Source organism: Streptomyces sp. NPDC005423 (assembly GCF_040606415.1).
GTDB lineage: Bacteria > Actinomycetota > Actinomycetes > Streptomycetales > Streptomycetaceae > Streptomyces.
Window position 1 is genome coordinate 17,314 of record NZ_JBEXET010000018.1, and the last position, 18,188, is coordinate 35,501.

General features: G+C 72.3%; 14 protein-coding genes and 1 tRNA gene. 13 read left to right on the top strand and 2 right to left on the bottom strand.

Translation table 11 applies throughout. The annotated features are described in order from the left end of the window. The first annotated feature begins 335 nt into the window (after positions 1 to 335). Both ABZT12_RS20115 and ABZT12_RS20120 read left to right on the top strand, forming a co-directional pair. Entirely contained in the window at positions 336 to 1,763 is a 1,428-nt protein-coding gene (locus tag ABZT12_RS20115; RefSeq protein ID WP_356385956.1) for an NAD-dependent malic enzyme, read from the top strand. A 464-nt stretch (positions 1,764 to 2,227) separates the two neighbouring features. Next, a complete protein-coding gene (locus ABZT12_RS20120; RefSeq protein ID WP_007382399.1) occupies positions 2,228 to 2,509 on the top strand; it encodes an HU family DNA-binding protein in 282 nt (93 codons plus the stop codon). 163 nt (positions 2,510 to 2,672) lie between these two features. Here ABZT12_RS20120 and murA read toward each other — a convergent pair whose 3' ends face one another. Further along, a complete protein-coding gene (murA, locus tag ABZT12_RS20125; RefSeq protein ID WP_356385959.1) occupies positions 2,673 to 4,019 on the bottom strand; it encodes a UDP-N-acetylglucosamine 1-carboxyvinyltransferase in 1,347 nt (448 codons plus the stop codon). Between the two features lie 309 nt (positions 4,020 to 4,328). Between murA and ABZT12_RS20130 the strand changes: the two genes are divergently transcribed. From ABZT12_RS20130 to ABZT12_RS20165, 8 genes are all read left to right on the top strand, one after another. Next, a complete protein-coding gene (locus ABZT12_RS20130) occupies positions 4,329 to 4,901 on the top strand; it encodes a YqgE/AlgH family protein (RefSeq protein WP_356385962.1) in 573 nt (190 codons plus the stop codon). 28 nt (positions 4,902 to 4,929) lie between these two features. Further along, complete coding sequence (locus tag ABZT12_RS20135; protein WP_356385965.1) at positions 4,930 to 5,217, top strand: DUF3039 domain-containing protein; 288 nt, start codon at positions 4,930 to 4,932, stop codon at positions 5,215 to 5,217. A gap of 211 nt (positions 5,218 to 5,428) precedes the next feature. Further along, positions 5,429 to 6,718: an extracellular solute-binding protein gene (locus tag ABZT12_RS20140; RefSeq protein WP_356385968.1), complete on the top strand. Its 1,290-nt coding sequence runs from the start codon at positions 5,429 to 5,431 to the stop codon at positions 6,716 to 6,718. 115 nt (positions 6,719 to 6,833) lie between these two features. Next, positions 6,834 to 8,504, top strand: coding sequence for a beta-N-acetylhexosaminidase (locus ABZT12_RS20145; RefSeq protein ID WP_356385971.1), 1,671 nt, complete (start codon positions 6,834 to 6,836; stop codon positions 8,502 to 8,504). Between the two features lie 233 nt (positions 8,505 to 8,737). Next, positions 8,738 to 9,631 (top strand): FAD binding domain-containing protein, encoded by an 894-nt coding sequence (locus ABZT12_RS20150; protein WP_356385974.1) that lies wholly within the window; start codon positions 8,738 to 8,740, stop codon positions 9,629 to 9,631. Further along, positions 9,628 to 11,415, top strand: a complete 1,788-nt coding sequence (locus ABZT12_RS20155) for a 2Fe-2S iron-sulfur cluster-binding protein (RefSeq protein ID WP_356385977.1) — start codon at positions 9,628 to 9,630, stop codon at positions 11,413 to 11,415. Before ABZT12_RS20150 ends, ABZT12_RS20155 begins: the two co-directional genes overlap by 4 nt. Beyond that, positions 11,412 to 13,721, top strand: a complete 2,310-nt coding sequence (locus ABZT12_RS20160; protein ID WP_356385980.1) for a molybdopterin cofactor-binding domain-containing protein — start codon at positions 11,412 to 11,414, stop codon at positions 13,719 to 13,721. Before ABZT12_RS20155 ends, ABZT12_RS20160 begins: the two co-directional genes overlap by 4 nt. A 156-nt stretch (positions 13,722 to 13,877) precedes the next feature. Further along, a complete protein-coding gene (locus tag ABZT12_RS20165) occupies positions 13,878 to 14,789 on the top strand; it encodes an SUKH-4 family immunity protein (protein ID WP_356385983.1) in 912 nt (303 codons plus the stop codon). 66 nt (positions 14,790 to 14,855) lie between these two features. Here ABZT12_RS20165 and ABZT12_RS20170 read toward each other — a convergent pair. Then, positions 14,856 to 14,927 (bottom strand) — tRNA-Cys (locus tag ABZT12_RS20170). An 89-nt stretch (positions 14,928 to 15,016) separates the two neighbouring features. Between ABZT12_RS20170 and ABZT12_RS20175 the strand changes: the two genes are divergently transcribed. From ABZT12_RS20175 to ABZT12_RS20185, 3 genes are all read left to right on the top strand, one after another. After that, positions 15,017 to 15,259 (top strand): hypothetical protein, encoded by a 243-nt coding sequence (locus ABZT12_RS20175; RefSeq protein WP_356385986.1) that lies wholly within the window; start codon positions 15,017 to 15,019, stop codon positions 15,257 to 15,259. Positions 15,260 to 15,414: 155 nt separating this feature from the next. Then, positions 15,415 to 17,211, top strand: coding sequence for a DEAD/DEAH box helicase (locus ABZT12_RS20180; protein WP_356385989.1), 1,797 nt, complete (start codon positions 15,415 to 15,417; stop codon positions 17,209 to 17,211). A gap of 305 nt (positions 17,212 to 17,516) precedes the next feature. Further along, on the top strand, positions 17,517 to 18,158 hold the full coding sequence (locus ABZT12_RS20185; RefSeq protein ID WP_356385992.1) for a helix-turn-helix domain-containing protein: 642 nt from the start codon (positions 17,517 to 17,519) through the stop codon (positions 18,156 to 18,158). The last annotated feature ends 30 nt before the right edge of the window (positions 18,159 to 18,188 follow it).

Genomic DNA, 18,188 nt, shown 5'->3' on the forward strand with positions numbered 1-18,188 from the left:
CCGTCGCGGGGACCGTGTCACCGGCGGATTCCTGTGAAGTCTCCGGTGGGGAATGGCCTTACGCCATCCGTTTGTTAGCCTGGGTGTGACACCGGCCCGATCCAAGCCCCCGGGCCCAACCTTCGTCGCTACGAGCGACCACTTGCCGCGAGGCGAGCATGGCGGGCCGGTGTCATTGAACGAAGGAAGAGGCCCACGTCACCGTAAAGGTGACGTGGGCCTCTTCTCGTCATGAACAAAACGTTCGCAATCGGGGGTGGCTAACGCCTACCCGACAGTAGGTGCGACCATCGACGGCATACCCAGCGTCACGGTGAAAGCAGAGGAAGTCGGCCATGGCAACGGCGCCCAGCGTCTCCTACTCGATTACGGTCCGTCTGGAGGTGCCCGCGAGCGGAACCGCGGTCTCCCAGATCACCACGGCCGTGGAGTCAAGCGGGGGCTCGGTGACCGGCCTCGACGTCACCGCGTCCGGTCACGAGAAGCTCCGCATCGACGTCACCATCGCGGGGACCTCCACCGCGCACGGCGACGAGATCGTGGAGAAGCTGCGCGGCATCGAGGGCGTCAGCCTCGGCAAGGTCTCCGACCGTACGTTCCTCATGCACCTCGGCGGCAAGATCGAGATGCAGTCCAAGCACCCCATCCGCAACCGTGACGACCTGTCCATGATCTACACCCCGGGCGTCGCGCGGGTGTGCATGGCCATCGCGGAGAACCCCGAGGACGCGCGCCGCCTCACCATCAAGCGCAACTCCGTCGCGGTCGTCACCGACGGCTCGGCCGTGCTCGGCCTGGGCAACATCGGCCCCAAGGCCGCACTGCCGGTCATGGAGGGCAAGGCGGCCCTGTTCAAGCGGTTCGCCGGCATCGACGCCTGGCCGCTCTGCCTGGACACCCAGGACACCGACGCGATCGTCGAGATCGTCAAGGCCATCGCGCCCGGCTTCGCGGGCATCAACCTGGAGGACATCTCCGCGCCCCGCTGCTTCGAGATCGAGGCCCGGCTGCGCGAGGCCCTCGACATCCCCGTCTTCCACGACGACCAGCACGGCACCGCGATCGTGGTGCTGGCCGCGCTGACCAACGCGCTGCGGGTCGTCAACAAGGCGATCGGTGACGTACGGGTCGTCATGTCCGGAGCGGGCGCGGCCGGTACCGCCATCCTGAAGCTGCTGATCGCGGCGGGCGTCAAGAACGCGGTCGTCGCCGACATCCACGGTGTCGTGCACTGCGACCGCGAGGACCTGGTCGACGCCGCGGCCGACTCGCCGCTGCGCTGGATCGCCGACAACACCAACCCGGAGAACCTGACGGGCACGCTGAAGGAGGCCGTGCGCGGCGCCGACGTCTTCGTCGGGGTCTCCGCCCCGAACGTCATCGACGGCGACGACGTGGCCGCGATGGCCGACGGCGCGATCGTGTTCGCGCTCGCGAACCCCGACCCCGAGGTCGAGCCGGCCGTCGCCCGTCAGACGGCGGCCGTGGTGGCCACCGGCCGCTCGGACTTCCCGAACCAGATCAACAACGTGCTGGTCTTCCCGGGTGTCTTCCGCGGTCTGCTGGACGCGCAGTCCACCACCGTCAACACCGAGATGATGCTGGCCGCGGCGACCGCACTCGCGAACGTGGTGACCGAGGACGAGCTCAACCCGAACTACATCATCCCCAGCGTCTTCAACGACAAGGTCGCGGGTGCCGTGGCCGGCGCGGTACGCGACGCGGCGAAGGCCGCCGGCGTGACGGCGGCCTCGGCGTCGTAGCGGCGTAACGGCGTAGCGACATAGCGGCGCCGCTACGAACGCGTCGTAGCGGCGTAACGGGGTACCGGGTACCAGGTGCGGCGGTTGTGAGGATCGCCACGACCGGCCGCCCCCCGGCGCGTCGCGGAACTCGGCGCCTTCGGCGGCCGTTTATCGTGGCGGCCGGGTTCCGGGCCTGCGAGGCCCAGAGATCCGCCGCCGGGAGCGGACGGGGGCGTCACCCCGCTGACGCGGTGGCGCCTCTCGTGTGACTCCCAAGGGTGTTCTCGCGACTCCTACGGGTGCCGGATTGGCTTTCCCGCCGCAGGTAGGGGCAGGATGCGTCCCTGGGCGCGAGGGCCTGACGGCGGACCCGGGTCCGGGGACCCACCGGGGAACCTGGCAGCATCGGCTTCACCGTGCCCGATATGCGGCTCCGCCGCGTGGCACGCCTCAAACGGCAAGAAGAACACGGGAGTAACAACATGAACCGCAGTGAGCTGGTGGCCGCGCTGGCCGACCGTGCCGAGGTGACCCGCAAGGACGCCGACGCCGTTCTGGCCGCGTTCGCCGAGACCGTCGGCGAGATCGTCGCCAAGGGCGACGAGAAGGTCACCATCCCCGGCTTCCTGACCTTCGAGCGCACCCACCGTGCCGCTCGCACCGCGCGCAACCCGCAGACCGGCGACCCGATCCAGATCCCCGCCGGCTACAGCGTCAAGGTGTCCGCGGGCTCGAAGCTCAAGGAAGCCGCCAAGGGCAAGTAAGCCTTCGCGTACGCGACGGGATTGCGTACGAGGCTGAGCAACGCGAATGGGGCGGCCACCCGGTCAGGGTGGCCGCCCCATCGTCGTACGCGCGAACGCCGTGGCCGAGCGGTGCGCCCGCCTTACGCGGCGACGCCCGGCCGAGCGGTGCGCCCGAGGGCGTCTAGCCCAGCGCCTTGCCCGGCAGTTCGACCTTCGCGCCCAGCTCGACGAGCTTCTCCATGAAGTTCTCGTAGCCGCGGTTGATGAGGTCGATGCCGTGGACGCGGGAGGTGCCCTGGGCCGCGAGAGCGGCGATCAGGTAGGAGAAGCCGCCGCGCAGGTCGGGGATGACCAGGTCGGCGCCCTGGAGGCGGGTCGGTCCCGAGACGACCGCCGAGTGCAGGAAGTTGCGCTGCCCGAAGCGGCAGTTCGAGGCGCCGAGGCACTCGCGGTAGAGCTGGATGTGGGCGCCCATCTGGTTGAGCGCGGAGGTGAAGCCGAGGCGGGACTCGTAGACCGTCTCGTGGATGATGGACAGCCCGGTGGCCTGGGTGAGGGCGACGACCAGCGGCTGCTGCCAGTCCGTCTGGAAGCCGGGGTGCACGTCCGTCTCCAGCGCGATGGACTTCAACTGGCCGCCGGGGTGCCAGAAGCGGATGCCCTCGTCGTCGATCGCGAAGGCACCGCCCACCTTCCGGTAGGTGTTGAGGAACGTCATCATCGACCGCTGCTGGGCGCCACGGACGTAGATGTCGCCCTCGGTCGCCAGCGCCGCCGAGGCCCAGGACGCGGCCTCCAGACGGTCCGGCAGGGCCGCGTGGTTGTAGCCGCCGAGGGAGTCGACACCGGTGATGCGGATCGTCCGGTCGGTGTCCATGGCGATGATCGCGCCCATCTTCTGCAGTACGCAGATGAGGTCCTCGATCTCCGGTTCCACGGCCGCGTTGGCGAGTTCGGTGACGCCCTCCGCGAGCACGGCCGTCAGCAGCACCTGCTCGGTGGCGCCCACGGACGGGTACGGCAGCTGGATCTTCGTGCCGCGCAGCCGCTGCGGGGCCTCCAGGTACTGGCCGTCCGCACGCTTCTCGATCTTCGCGCCGAACTGCCGCAGCACCTCGAAGTGGAAGTCGATCGGCCGGCCGCCGATGTCACAGCCGCCGAGGCCCGGGATGAACGCGTGCCCGAGCCGGTGCAGCAGCGGGCCGCAGAACAGGATCGGGATGCGCGACGAGCCGGCGTGGGCGTCGATGTCGGCGACGTTGGCGCTCTCCACGTGCGAGGGGTCGAGGATCAGCTCGCCCGGCTCCTCGCCCGGACGGACCGTCACCCCGTGCAGCTGGAGCAGTCCGCGGACGACGCGCACGTCGCGGATGTCGGGAACGTTGCGCAGTCGACTTGGCGCACTGCCCAGCAGGGCGGCGACCATGGCCTTCGGTACGAGGTTCTTCGCACCGCGGACCCGGATCTCGCCCTCCAGCGGGGTGCCGCCGTGGACAAGCAGTACGTCGTCTGAGCCGTTGACGGTCATGTATCTCGCGTTCCGATGAGTGGGGCAGGGGGCCGAAGAGACAGAGTAATCGCCGCCCACCCCTCTCCCGTAAGCCCAGGGACCGCCCAGCCGCGTCATAGCCGTGTCACAACACATACCGTTCCTCATCGGGCACAACGGGTCACCGGAGGGGCTCCGCGCCCCGGCCGCCGCGCTCCGTCCCGCCGGTCCCGCAACAGCTCTCCGGTGGTGCCCTGACGGGCCGGTTCTCGCGGCGCGCGGTCCGTAATCACCCCTGAACCCGCATTGCCTCCCCCTCGGAGGCGAAGATGCGGGATCATGTCAGGCATGACCGAGGTGTCCTCGCTCACAGGGCGGTTGCTCGTGGCGACCCCCGCCCTGGCGGACCCGAACTTCGACCGTGCGGTGGTGCTCCTCCTCGACCACGACGAGAAGGGCTCCCTAGGCGTCGTCCTCAACCGGCCCACCCCGGTGGACGTCTGCGACATCCTGGAGGGCTGGGCGGATCTCGCCGGTGAACCCGGGGTGGTCTTCCAGGGCGGCCCGGTCTCGCTGGACTCCGCCCTCGGGGTCGCGGTGATCCCGGGCGGCGCGGTCGGCGAGCGTACCCCGCTCGGCTGGCGGCGGGTGCACGGCGCGATCGGGCTGGTGGATCTGGAGGCCCCGCCGGAGCTGCTGGCCTCGGCGCTCGGCTCGCTCAGGATCTTCGCCGGGTACAGCGGCTGGGGCCCGGGACAGCTGGAGGACGAGCTGGTGGAGGGCGCCTGGTACGTCGTCGAGTCGGAGCCCGGCGACGTCTCCTCGCCGTCCCCGGAGAGACTCTGGCGCGAGGTGCTGCGCCGCCAGCGCAACGAGCTGGCTATGGTCGCGACGTATCCGGACGACCCTTCGCTCAACTGATGGGCCCGGGCTTCAGTACCCTTGCTGTATGAGCACTCTTGAGCCCGAGCGCGGGACTGGTACCGGGACCCTCGTAGAGCCGACGCCGCAGGTGTCGCACGGCGACGGTGACCACGAGCGCTTCGCCCACTACGTCCAGAAGGACAAGATCATGGCGAGCGCCCTGGACGGGACGCCCGTCGTGGCGCTGTGCGGCAAGGTCTGGGTGCCCGGCCGCGATCCGAAGAAGTACCCCGTCTGTCCCATGTGCAAGGAGATCTACGAGTCCATGGGTGCCGGCGGCGACGGTGACCAGGGCAAGGACGGCGGCAAGTAGCCCGTCCGGTGGGCCCGGTGGAGTTCCCGGGTGTGACGTTTCCGTAGTGAGGCCCTCGGGGCGCGCCGCGCCGCGCCGCGAGGGCCTCGGCGCGTCCCGAAGCGGCGGGGGCCTCTTGCGGACGGGTTCGGGTAGTCCCTAGCCTCCGCGGTGTTGTGCAGAGTGAAACCCCCATTGCAGATGCTGCAACGTACGCTCGGAGGAACGCTGCATGAAGCTCGCCCCCCGACTCGCCGTACTGCTCACGGCCGCCGCCCTCGCGGGCTGCTCCTCCCAGAGCTCCGGCACCTCCTCCGGTAAGGACGAGAAGACCGGGACCCTGCGCGTCTGGCTCTTCCAGGAGGTCGACAACAAGCCGAAGGAACAGGTCGTCGACTCCGTCCTGGCGTCCTTCGAGAAGGCCCACAAGGGCGTCAGGGTCCGCGTCGAGTACATCCCCGTCGAGACCCGCGCCCGACGCGTCAAGGCCGCCTTCGACGACCCGAAGAGCGCCCCCGACCTCATCGAGTACGGCAACACCGACACCGCGGGCTATGTGAAGGACGGCGGACTCGCCGACGTCACCCGGGAGTTCACCTCCTGGAACGAGGCCAAGGACACCGACCCGACCGCCCGGCAGTCGGTGACCGTGGACGGCAGGATCTACGGCTCCCCGTTCTACGTCGGCGTCCGCGCGCTCTACTACCGCACCGACGTCTTCGATGAACTCGGTCTCCAACCCCCCAGTACCCTGGCCGAGTTGGTCACCACGGCGCGCACGATCCACGCCGCCCGGCCCGAGCTCTACGGCCTCGCGGTCGGCGGTGCCTACACCTACGGCGCGCTGCCGTTCATCTGGGCCAACGGCGGTGAACTCGCCACCGGGCGGGGCGGTTCGTACGCCTCCGCCATCGACAGCGCCGCCGCTCGCAAGGGCATCAAGGCGTACACCTCGCTCTTCGGCTCCGACAACTGCCCCGCCGCCCAGTGCGCGGGCATGGGCGGCAACGACACGGTGACCGCGTTCGCCGCCGGCAAGGCCGCCATGGCGATCGGCGGCGACTTCAGCCACCAGGCCGTCGAGGCGGGCAAGGTGAAGGGCGAGTACGCGGTCGTCCCGCTGCCCGGCGTGACCCCCGGCTCGGTGGCACCGGCGTTCGCCGGCGGCAACAACATCGGTGTCCTGAAAGGCACTTCGCACCGCACGCTCGCGGTCGGCCTGATGGAGAGCCTCACCTCGAAGACGACACAGGGCCGGCTCTTCGACGCGATGGGGTTCCTGCCGACCTTCTCCGACGTACGGGACCAGGTCGCGGCGGAGCAGCCCTTCGTGAAGCCGTTCGTGAAGACGCTCGCCTCCGGCACCAAGTTCGTCCCCGCGTCGCCCGCCTGGGCCCAGATCGACGCCTCGCTCGTGCTGCCGACCATGTTCCAGCAGGTCATCAGCGGCAAGAAGGACGTCGCCGCGGCTTCCGCGGACGCGGCCAAGAAGATGAACGACGCCTTCGGCTCCGCCGGGTGACGCCGGTGGTGCCCGGCGGCCCGGCGGCCCGGCGGTCGCGGAGCGTCGGCTCGCGCGGACCGGAGGCGACCGGTCACGAAGTTTCCCGGACTCGGCGGAGCGGTGAAGGACCGACATGACTGGCATGACTGACGCGAGCGGGACGGGCGTGAGCGGGGCGGGCGTGACTGACCTGATTCCGGCGCCTGTCGCCGTTGACGGCCCCGCCCGGGGCGCTTTCCCCTTCGGGCCGGACACCACCCTGTGGGGCGCGCCCGGCACCGAGACCACGCAACGCTGGCTGCGGGCCACCCTCGGCGCCGCCCTCGCGCTGCCGCTGCCGCCGGGCCGCGACGGCGCCCGCGACGGCGTCACGCTGCGCCTCGACGACACCCTGCCCACGGAGGCGTACCGCCTGGAGGTGACCGCCGACCGGGGTGTCGTGCTCACGGGCGGCAGCCCCGCCGGGGTCTTCTGGGGCGCCCAGACGCTGCGTCAACTGCTCGGACCAGCAGCCTTCCGGCGCGCTCCCGTCCGGCCCGGCACCACCCACGGCGTACCCCAGCAGACCATCGAGGACGCGCCCCGCTTCCCCTGGCGCGGGCTCATGCTCGACGTCGCCCGGCACTTCATGCCCAAGGAAGGCGTCCTGCGCTATCTGGACCTGATGGCCGCGCACAAACTGAACGTGTTCCACTTCCACCTGACGGACGACCAGGGCTGGCGGGTCGAGATCGAGCGGCATCCGAAGCTGACCGGGATCGGCTCCTGGCGGACGCGCACGAAATTCGGCCACCGCGCCTCACCGCTGTGGGAGGAGAAGCCGCACGGCGGCCACTACACCCAGGACGACATCCGCGAGATCGTCGCCTACGCCGCCGGGCGGCATATCACCGTGGTCCCCGAGATCGACGTACCGGGACACTCGCAGGCCGCCATCGCCGCGTATCCGGAACTCGGCAACACCGATGTCATCGACACCACTTCCCTCTCCGTCTGGGACTCCTGGGGGATCTCTCCGAACGTACTCGCCCCCACTGACAACACCCTGCGGTTCTACGAGGGGGTGTTCGAGGAAGTGCTCCAACTCTTCCCCTCGGAGTTCATCCACATCGGCGGCGACGAATGCCTCAAGGACCAGTGGCGGCGGTCGCCCGCCGCGCAGGCGCGCATCGGCGAACTCGGACTCGCCGACGAGGACGCGTTGCAGTCCTGGTTCGTCGGACACTTCGCCACCTGGCTCTCCGCGCGCGGGCGCAGGCTCGTCGGCTGGGACGAGATCCTCGAAGGCGGCCTCGCCGACGGGGCGGTGGTGTCGTCCTGGCGCGGCTACGAGGGCGGGATCACGGCCGCCCGCGCGGGCCACGACGTCGTCATGTGCCCCGAGCAGCACGTCTACCTGGACTGGCGGCAGGCCCCCGGTGCGGACGAACCGGTGCCCATCGCCCATGTGCGCACCCTGGAGGACGTGTACCGCTTCGAACCGGTTCCCGAGCGGCTCACCGAGGCCGAGGCCCGCCATGTCCTCGGCACCCAGGCCAACGTCTGGACGGAGGTGATGGAGGATCACGCACGCGTGGACTACCAGACCTTCCCCCGGCTCGCCGCCCTCGCCGAGGTGGCCTGGAGCTCCCTGCCCGCCCCGGCGGAGCGGGACTTCGCCGATTTCGAGCGGCGGATGCGCGCCCACTACCGGCGGCTCGACGCCCTCGGCGTCGCCTACCGCCCGCCCGCCGGACCGCATCCGTGGCAGCGGCGCCCCGGAGTGCCCGGCCGCCCGAAGGACGGTCCGCCCGCCAACAGGTAGGGGAGAAAGGCCCCATGGTCACCGAAGAGCGTCAATCCACCCGCACCGGTGAAGTCACGGGAAAACATGCCATCTCGCCGGTGAAACGGGCGAATGCCTCCTAGCGGACCCCGGCGTTCGGGTCTTGCGAAGATGTGCCAGAGTTGCCACGTCCGCCCTGTCAGCACGTACCGTACGGCAGCACAGGTGGGACCACGTGGCACCAGGTGGGGCAGCGGGAAGGGGCAGCCGGTTTGACCACGCACGCACCGCAGGCGGGGCAGTCCGTGACGCTGCCCACGACACTCGACGAAGCCGTCGCGGCACTCGCCGCCGTACCCGCCGCCGTGCCCGTGGCGGGCGGCACCGACCTCATGGCCGCCGTCAACTCCGGGCAGCTCAGGCCCGCCGCCCTGGTCGGCCTCGGCCGGATCAGCGAGATCCGCGGCTGGCAGTACCAGGACGGACACGCGCTGCTCGGCGCCGGCCTCACGCTCGCCCGCATGGGCCGCCCCGACTTCGCCGCCCTCATCCCGGCGCTCGCCGCCTCCGCGCGCGCAGCCGGCCCCCCGCAGATCCGTAACGCGGGCACCCTGGGCGGCAACATCGCCTCGGCCGCGCCCACCGGGGACGCGCTGCCCGTACTGGCCGCCCTGGAGGCCACGCTCATCATCGCGGGGCAGGGCGGCGCCCGCCGGGAGATCCCGGTGTCGCACCTGCTGGCCGGTGTCGAGATGCTGCGCGGCGGCGAACTCATCGGCTACGTGCGCGTGCCGCTGCTGCACGCCCCGCAGGTCTTCATGAAGGCCACCGGCCGGACCGGCCCCGGGCGTTCGGTCGCCTCCGTCGCCGTCGTCCTCGACCCCGCCCGGCGCGGGGTCCGGTGCGCGGTGGGCGCCATAGCGCCGATGCCCCTCAGACCCCTGGACGCCGAGCAGTGGGTGGCCCGGCTGATCGACTGGGACAACAGCCGCACCATCGTCCCCGAGGCGCTGCGGGCCTTCGGGGAGTACGTCGCCGCGGCCTGCATCCCCGACCCGGCCCCGGCCGAGGACGGCTCCGTGGAACAGCTTCCGCCCGCCGTACTGCACCTGCGGCGCACCGTCGCCGCACTGGCCCGACGAGCACTCGGGAGGGCGCTGTCGTGACCGACGACCAGCACGGAGAGGGCAGGCCCCGGAGCGGCGGCCGCTGGGACCCGCTCCCCCAGGGGGACTACGACGACGGTGCCACCGCCTTCGTGAAACTCCCCGAAGGCGGCATCGACGCCCTCCTGGCCGCCGACAGCCCGCTGGCGGCGCCGGGCCACGGCTACGTGCCGCCGCACATCACGGCCTCCCACCCGGTGGACACCGGCACCGACCCGGCGTCCTCGGGCGGCTGGGGGGTGCCCGCCGAGGGCGTCCAGTGGCCCGAACCGAACGCCGCGCCCCACCAGGGCGGCGCCGACGACCGCTTCACCTACCGGCCCCCCTCCACCGGCCAGTGGACCTTCGAGGACACCAACGCGCGGGAGGCGGGCGGTCCGCCCGGTCACGACGTGACCGGACAGTGGTCGATCCCGGTCGCCGACGGTGAACTGCCCGACGAATCGGGCGAGTTCACCACGTCGGCCCTGGTCGAGCAGTGGGGCGGCACCCCGCCCGCCACCCTGCCCGGCGGCGCGGCGGCGCCCTGGGCGACCGAGGCCGCGGGACAGCCGTGGGGCGAACAGGCGTCGGCGGCCGAGGTCACCGACCGGATCGCCGCGCACCCGGACGAGCGGTCCGGGGCCGAGGCCGCCGCGGAGGCGCCGGCCGCCACCCGCCCGCCCGCGGAGCCCTACGGCGATCCCCGGTCCGACCTGTACACGCACGGCCGCGGCGAGGCCTACCCGGACCCGGACGCCTACGCGGACCGGTACGAGAACCCGGCCGCCGCTGCGGACACCGCCCCGGCCGCCGCCCGGCTCCCGGACGCGGCACCGCGGTCCGCGCCGGCCACCGACGAACCCTCCGGACCCGCCGACTCCGCCCCGCACCACGAGGTCTCCCCACCCGCCGAGCCCTTCGAATCCGCGGAGCCCGCCGAGTTCTTCGCGCCCCCCGAGTCCGCCGCGGCCCCCGAGCCGGTCGAGTCGTCCGCGTACGAGGAAGGTCTCGCCGAAGGCCCTGAGGGCCCTGCAGAGCCTCCCGCGGCGGCCGACGGGACCGACGATGCCCCCGGCGGCCCGGAGACCGTTGAGGCGGCCGTGACGCCCGACGGGCCCGACGGTTCCGACGCTTCCGACAGGGCCGCCGCCCGGCCGTCCGCGTCGTCCGGCGAGGAACACCCGCTCGCCTCCTACGTGTTGCGGGTCAACGGCGTCGACCGGCCCGTCACCGACGCCTGGATCGGCGAGTCGCTGCTCTACGTACTGCGCGAGCGGCTCGGCCTCGCGGGCGCCAAGGACGGCTGCTCGCAGGGCGAGTGCGGAGCGTGCAACGTCCAGGTCGACGGCCGGCTCGTCGCCTCCTGCCTGGTCCCCGGCGTCACCGCCGCCGGCTCCGAGGTCCGCACCGTGGAGGGCCTCGCCGTCGACGGCCGGCCCTCCGACGTGCAGCGCGCGCTCGCCAAGTGCGGTGCCGTGCAGTGCGGTTTCTGCGTACCCGGGATGGCGATGACCGTGCACGACCTCCTGGAGGGCAACCCCGCACCCACCGAACTGGAGGCGCGCCAGGCCCTGTGCGGCAACCTGTGCCGCTGCTCCGGCTACCGGGGTGTCCTGGACGCCGTACAGGAAGTGGTCGCCGAACGCGAGGCGCACGCCGCCGCAGCCGAACCCGAGCCGGACGGCGACGAGGCGCGCATCCCCCACCAGGCGGGTCCCGGAGCCGGCGGTGTCAACCACTCGGCCTTCGAGTCCCCGCGCAGGCACGACCAGGCGTACGGCCAGGACGGAGGCCAGGCGTGAGCAGCGAAACCGCCACCGTGACCACAGCCGTAGAGGCCGTCACCGCCCCGGAGCCGCCGCCGCACGGACTCGGCGTCGACCTCCCGGCCGCCGACGCCCGCGCCAAGACCGAGGGCACCTTCCCGTACGCGGCCGACCTGTGGGCCGAGGGCCTCCTGTGGGCGGCCGTCCTGCGCTCGCCACACCCGCACGCGCGGATCCTGTCCATCGACACCTCCCACGCGCGCGACATGCCCGGCGTACGGGCCGTCATCACCCACGAGGACGTGCCCGGGGCCACCGTGTACGGCCGGGGCACCGCCGACCGCCCGGTCTTCGCCTCCGAGGTCGTACGCCACCACGGCGAGCCCATCGCCGCCGTCGCCGCCGACCACCCGGACACCGCCCGCATGGCCGCGGCGGCCGTCGTCGTCGAGTACGAGGTCCTCGACCCGGTCACCGACCCGGAGCAGGCCTTCGAGGCCGAACCGCTGCACCCCGACGGCAACTTGATCCGGCACATCCCGCTGCGCCACGGCGACCCGGATGCGGTCGGCGAGATCGTCGTCGAGGGCCTCTACCGCATCGGCCGCCAGGACCCCGCCCCGATCGGCGCCGAGGCCGGGCTCGCCGTGCCCCGCCCCGACGGCGGCGTCGAGCTCTACCTCGCCTCCACCGACCCGCACACCGACCGCGACACCGCCGCCGCCTGCTTCGGCCTGGAGCCCGAGCGCGTCAAGGTCGTCGTCACCGGAGTGCCCGGCGCCACCGCCGACCGCGAGGACCAGGGGTTCCAACTCCCGCTCGGCCTGCTCGCGTTGAGGACCGGCTGCCCGGTCAAACTCACCGCCACGCGCGAGGAGTCCTTCCTCGGCCACACCCACCGCCACCCCACCCTGCTGCGCTACCGCCACCACGCGGACGAGGACGGCCGGCTGGTCAAGGTCGAGGCCCAGGTGCTGTTGGACGCGGGCGCCTACGCCGACACCTCCGCCGAAGTGCTGGCCGCCGCGGTCTCCTTCGCCTGCGGCCCCTACGTCGTCCCGAACGCCTTCATCGAGGGCTGGGCCGTACGCACCAACAACCCGCCCTCCGGGCACGTCCGCGGCGAGGGCGCCATGCAGGTGTGCGCCGCCTACGAGGCCCAGATGGACAAGCTCGCCAAGAAGCTCGCCGTGGACCCGGCCGAGCTGCGCCTGCGCAACGCCATGGCCACCGGCGACGTCCTGCCGACCGGCCAGACGGTGACCTGCCCGGCGCCCGTCGCCGAACTTCTCCAGGCGGTACGGGACTTCCCGCTGCCCGCGCTGCCCAAGGACACCCCCGAGGAGGAGTGGCTGCTGCCCGGCGGCCTGGAGGGCGCGGGCGAACCGGGCGCGGTGCGCCGGGGCGTCGGCTACGGACTCGGCATGGTCCACATGCTCGGCGCGGAGGGCGCGGACGAGGTCTCCACCGCCACCGTGAAGGTCCACGACGGCATCGCGACCGTGCTGTGCGCGGCCGTCGAGACCGGCCAGGGCTTCACCACGCTCGCCCGGCAGATCGTCCAGGAGACCCTCGGTATCGACGAGGTGCACGTCGCGCCCGTGGACACCGACCAGCCGCCCGCGGGACCCGGCTGCCGCGGACGCCACACCTGGGTCTCAGGCGGCGCGGTCGAACGGGCCGCGAAGATGGTCCGCACCCAGCTGCTGCAACCGCTGGCGCACAAGTTCGGCATGTCCACCGAGCTGCTCCAGATCACCGACGGCAAGATCACCTCGTACGACGGGGTCCTCTCCACCACCGTCACCGAGGCCATGGACGGCAAGGAACTGTGGGCCACCGCCCAGTGCCGCCCCCACCCCACCGAGCCCCTGGACGAGGCGGGCCAGGGCGACGCCTTCGTGGGGCTCGCCTTCTGCGCGATCCGCGCGGTGGTCGACGTCGACATCGAACTCGGCTCCGTACGGGTCGTGGAACTCGCCCTCGCCCAGGACGTGGGCCGCATCCTGAACCCGGCCCAGCTGGTCGCGCGCATCGAGGGCGGCGTCACCCAGGGCGTGGGCATCGCCCTGACCGAGAACCTGCGCACCGCGCGCGGACTGATCCGCCACCCCGACCTCACCGGCTACGCCCTGCCCACCGCCCTCGACGTCCCCGACATCCGGATCGTCAAACTCGTCGAGGAGCGCGACGTGGTCGCCCCCTTCGGCGCCAAGGCGGTCAGCGCGGTCCCGGTCGTCACCTCCCCGGCGGCGATCGCCTCCGCCGTACGCTCCGCCACCGGCCGCCCGGTCAACCGCCTGCCGATCCGGCCGCAGGCGGCGGTGGTGACGGGCCAGTAGCCCGCTCCCGGCGGAGGGGTGCGCGACGGCCTGTACTCGCTGGTCGGAGCCGTTGTCAGTGGTGCGGCGTACTGTGCTGGTCAGTGGGATTCACGGAGACTTCCAGCTCTCCGGACACCGACACCGCACGGGGGACGATTCATGCGCGGGGGAGCGATGAGCACGACCGACGCCGGCACCACGGCGGTCATCTGGACCGAGGACGACCTCGATCCGTACGTCAAGCACGCGGCGGCGCGCCGCCGGCCGACCGTCCTGAGCGGCCGGTTCGCTCCCTACGACAGCCATTTCGTCCCCTACGACAGCCAGTCGACCTCCGACGGCAGCCACTGCGCCTCCTACGACGGCCATGTCGGCCCGAGGCCGGCGACACGGGCCTCCTGGCGGCTGCTGACGGTCTTCGAGGAGAACACCCGCGGCGAGGTGCCGCCGTACCGGAAGGTGGCGGCCCTGATCCGCCCGCTGGCCCTGGCGGTGGGTCCCGGCACCGCGTCGGGGCTGACCCTGGACGTCCCGGCCCGCCTGCTGGACGAGGAGTTCGGCCGGGGCCGGGTCGCCCGCTTCGAGGACGTCGACTTCCCCGCCACGCTCACCCACGAGCCGACCCGCCGATTCCTGCGCGAGACGGGCCTGCCCGTGGACGCCTTCCTCTTCCACCTGGACACCGACGTCCCGCTCCCCACCCTCGCGGAGTTCCACGAGGACGAGCCCGACGCGGAACTCCCGCCCCGCGCTGACCAGTTGATCCGCCTCGGCCGGCTCGTCGAGGACAACAGCCTGGTCGTGGACGGCGAGACGGCCGCGATCCTCAACTGGAGCGAGTCCGAGGCCACGCTGCACCCGCTCAACAGGGACGTCTCCGCCCTCGCCGTCACCCTCTGGCTCCTCCACCGCGAGAGAACGATCGACGCCGGCCTGCCGGCCGAGCTGACGGAAGAGGCGTACGACCAGCTCGCCACGACGATGCTCCGGACCCTGTCCACGATCGACCCGACCGGCCCCACGCGTGCGTGGCCCCCGGCGGACGCGAGACCGCCGGCAACGGCCCACGTGCCGCCGCTGCGGTGACCGGCCGAAGGGCGGCCCCTCCGAAGAGGTGCCGCCCTTCTTGTTCTGCCTGGTCAGGCCGCTCAGAGGCCGTGGCGGGAATCGAACCCGCGTAACTCGCTTTGCAGGCGAGTCCCTGAGCCACTCGGGCACACGGCCAGGTCGGGGAGGGAGACCGGGGGCTTCCGTTCCGAACTTGGTGACTCGACCGTAGGGCCGGGGCGGGGGCGGGCTCAAGAGCGGCGGCGGTGCCGCAACGGGACTGCCACACGCCGTTCACGAACGGGACCGGCGGCGACGCCGCGTTCGCCGCGCTGGGCGGCGGCTCGGTCACCCACGCGGCCGGCCCGGCCGACGCCTCCCGCCCCGCCGCCTACGCCGCCGTGTTCCTGCCGATGGCGGCGGTCGCGCTGCTGGGCGCCTGGGTGACCACACGGCTGCGCGAGCACCGGCCCGGGAACGGGAGGGCGCCGGCCACCGGGGCGGCGTGACCCGAGCGGCGTGACCGGCGCGGGCGTGGAGGTTGTGACGTCAGTCCCATCGGGGGGTGCCCGGGCATCGTGCGCGCGGTGACGGCGGTGGGGCGCCGGTAGGGTGGCCCGGTTGTCATACGTAGCCGAGCCGCCTATCCCCGAACCCGGAGACCGTGACTACTACCGCCTCCTCCGCCTCGTCCCACCACCTCTCTCCCGCCTTCCCCGGCCGCGCCCCCTGGGGCACCGCCGGCAAGCTGCGCGCCTGGCAGCAGGGTGCGATGGAGAGGTATGTCCAGGAGCAGCCGCGCGACTTCCTCGCGGTCGCCACCCCGGGCGCCGGGAAGACGACCTTCGCGCTGACGCTGGCGTCCTGGCTGCTGCACCACCATGTCGTGCAGCAGGTGACCGTGGTCGCGCCCACCGAGCACCTGAAGAAGCAGTGGGCGGAGGCCGCCGCGCGGATCGGGATCAAACTCGACCCGGAGTACAGTGCCGGGCCGCTCGGCAAGGACTACCACGGCATCGCCGTCACCTACGCCGGTGTCGGCGTCCGCCCGATGCTGCACCGCAACCGCGTCGAGCAGCGCAAGACCCTGGTGATCCTCGACGAGATCCACCACGCCGGTGACTCCAAGTCGTGGGGCGAGGCCTGCCTGGAGGCCTTCGAACCGGCCACCCGGCGGCTCGCGCTGACCGGTACGCCGTTCCGTTCCGACACCAACCCCATCCCGTTCGTGACGTACGAGGAAGGCAACGACGGGATCCGCCGGTCGTCCGCCGACTACACCTACGGCTACGGCTCCGCGCTCTCCGACGGTGTCGTGCGGCCGGTCATCTTCCTCTCCTACAGCGGCAACATGCGCTGGCGGACCAAGGCCGGCGACGAGATCGAGGCCCGGCTCGGCGAGCCGATGACGAAGGACGCGGTCAGCCAGGCCTGGCGCACCGCCCTCGATCCGCGCGGCGAGTGGATGCCGAGCGTGCTGCGCGCCGCCGACCAGCGGCTGACCGAGGTCAGGAAGGGCATCCCGGACGCCGGCGCGCTCGTCATCGCCACCGACCAGGAACAGGCCCGCGCCTACGCCAAGTTGATCCGCGACATCACCGGGAGCCGGGCGACCCTCGTGCTCTCCGACGACTCCGGCGCCTCGGCCCGCATCGACGCGTTCAGCGCGAGCGACGACCGGTGGATGGTCGCCGTACGCATGGTGTCGGAGGGCGTCGACGTGCCCCGGCTCGCCGTCGGGGTCTACGCCACCACCATCTCCACCCCGCTCTTCTTCGCCCAGGCGGTCGGCCGGTTCGTGCGGTCGCGCCGGCGCGGCGAGACCGCCTCCGTCTTCCTCCCCACCGTCCCCGACCTCCTCACCTTCGCCAACGAGATGGAGGTCGAGCGCGACCACGCCCTCGACAAGCCGAAGAAGGAGGGCGAGGAGGACCCGTACGCCGAGTCCGAGAAGGAGATGGAGGAGGCGAACAAGGAGCAGGACGAGGAGACCGGCGAGCAGGAGCAGTTCGCCTTCGAGGCGCTGGAGTCCGAGGCCGTCTTCGACCGGGTCCTCTACGACGGTGCCGAGTTCGGCATGCAGGCCCACCCCGGGAGCGAGGAGGAGCGGGACTACCTCGGCATCCCGGGACTCCTCGAACCCGACCAGGTCCAGCTGCTGCTCCAGAAGCGGCAGGCCCGGCAGATCGCGCACAGCCGCAAGAAGCCGGACGACCAGGCCGACCTGCTGGAGCTGCCCGCCGAGCGGCGGCCGGTCGTCTCGCACAAGGAGATGATGGAGCTGCGCAAGCAGCTCAACACGATGGTCGCCGCCTACGTCCACCAGAGCGGCAAACCGCACGGCGTCATCCACACCGAGCTGCGCCGGGTCTGCGGCGGCCCGCCGAGCGCCGAGGCCACGGCGGGCCAGTTGCGCCAGCGCATCGCCAAGGTCCAGGAGTGGGCCACCCGGATGCGCTGACCCGCCCCGCGCGACGAGGACTCCGTCGCAGGTCAGGACGGATCGGGACGAAGCGACGGCGTCCGTACCGGGGGGTGCCCGGATTCTGGACGGTGACTTCCGCTCAGCGAACCGCCTTCGCTACTGTCCCGCTACGCACACGCCCCGTGGCAGCGCCGCCGCGGAGCGCAGCCGTGCAGCGGCCGGGCCCGGACACGCCGGGCCGTCTCGCTGACCGGCGGCCTCTGTAGCGCGTCACTGACGGGACTCGGTGACGCATCCGCCGCGAGGGGGCCGCCGACCTCACCACATAAGGAGTGGGCGTCGTGACCGCGGAGACCTCTCAGACGCTCGACCGGGGACTGCGGGTCCTCAAACTGCTGGCCGACACCGACCACGGGCTGACCGTCACCGAGCTGTCCACCAAACTGGGCGTGAACCGGACCGTCGTGTACCGGTTGCTCGCCACCCTCGAACAGCACGCCCTGGTACGCCGTGATCTGGGCGGCCGGGCCCGGGTCGGGCTCGGGGTGCTGCGGCTGGGGAGCCAGGTGCATCCCCTGGTACGGGAGGCGGCGCTGCCCGCGCTGCGCTCGCTGGCCGAGGACATCGGGGCGACCGCGCACCTGACGCTGGTCGACGGCCCGGAGGCCCTCGCGGTCGCCGTCGTCGAACCGACGTGGACGGACTACCACGTCGCCTACCGCGCCGGGTTCCGGCATCCGCTGGACCGGGGGGCCGCGGGCCGGGCGATCCTGGCGGCCCGGCGGCCGCCGCCGGACGACCCCGGCTACACCCTCACCCACGGCGAACTGGAGGCCGGGGCCAGCGGTGCCGCCGCGCCGCTCCTCGGGGTGACGGGCGTCGAGGGCAGCGTCGGTGTCGTGATGCTCGCGGAGGCGGTGCCCGAACGGGTCGGCCCCCGGGTCGTGGAGGCGGCCCGGGAGGTGGCGGAGGCCCTGCGCTGATCCGGGCCGGCGGCCACGGGCGGCCGACCG

Coding starts and splice junctions, on each gene's coding strand:
- ABZT12_RS20135 (WP_356385965.1), top strand. CDS start 4,930: ATGAGCACTCTTGAGCCCGAGCGCGGGACTGGTACCGGGACCCTCGTA.
- ABZT12_RS20115 (WP_356385956.1), top strand. CDS start 336: ATGGCAACGGCGCCCAGCGTCTCCTACTCGATTACGGTCCGTCTGGAG.
- ABZT12_RS20145 (WP_356385971.1), top strand. CDS start 6,834: ATGACTGGCATGACTGACGCGAGCGGGACGGGCGTGAGCGGGGCGGGC.
- murA (WP_356385959.1), bottom strand. CDS start 4,019: ATGACCGTCAACGGCTCAGACGACGTACTGCTTGTCCACGGCGGCACC.
- ABZT12_RS20130 (WP_356385962.1), top strand. CDS start 4,329: ATGACCGAGGTGTCCTCGCTCACAGGGCGGTTGCTCGTGGCGACCCCC.
- ABZT12_RS20120 (WP_007382399.1), top strand. CDS start 2,228: ATGAACCGCAGTGAGCTGGTGGCCGCGCTGGCCGACCGTGCCGAGGTG.
- ABZT12_RS20140 (WP_356385968.1), top strand. CDS start 5,429: ATGAAGCTCGCCCCCCGACTCGCCGTACTGCTCACGGCCGCCGCCCTC.
- ABZT12_RS20165 (WP_356385983.1), top strand. CDS start 13,878: ATGAGCACGACCGACGCCGGCACCACGGCGGTCATCTGGACCGAGGAC.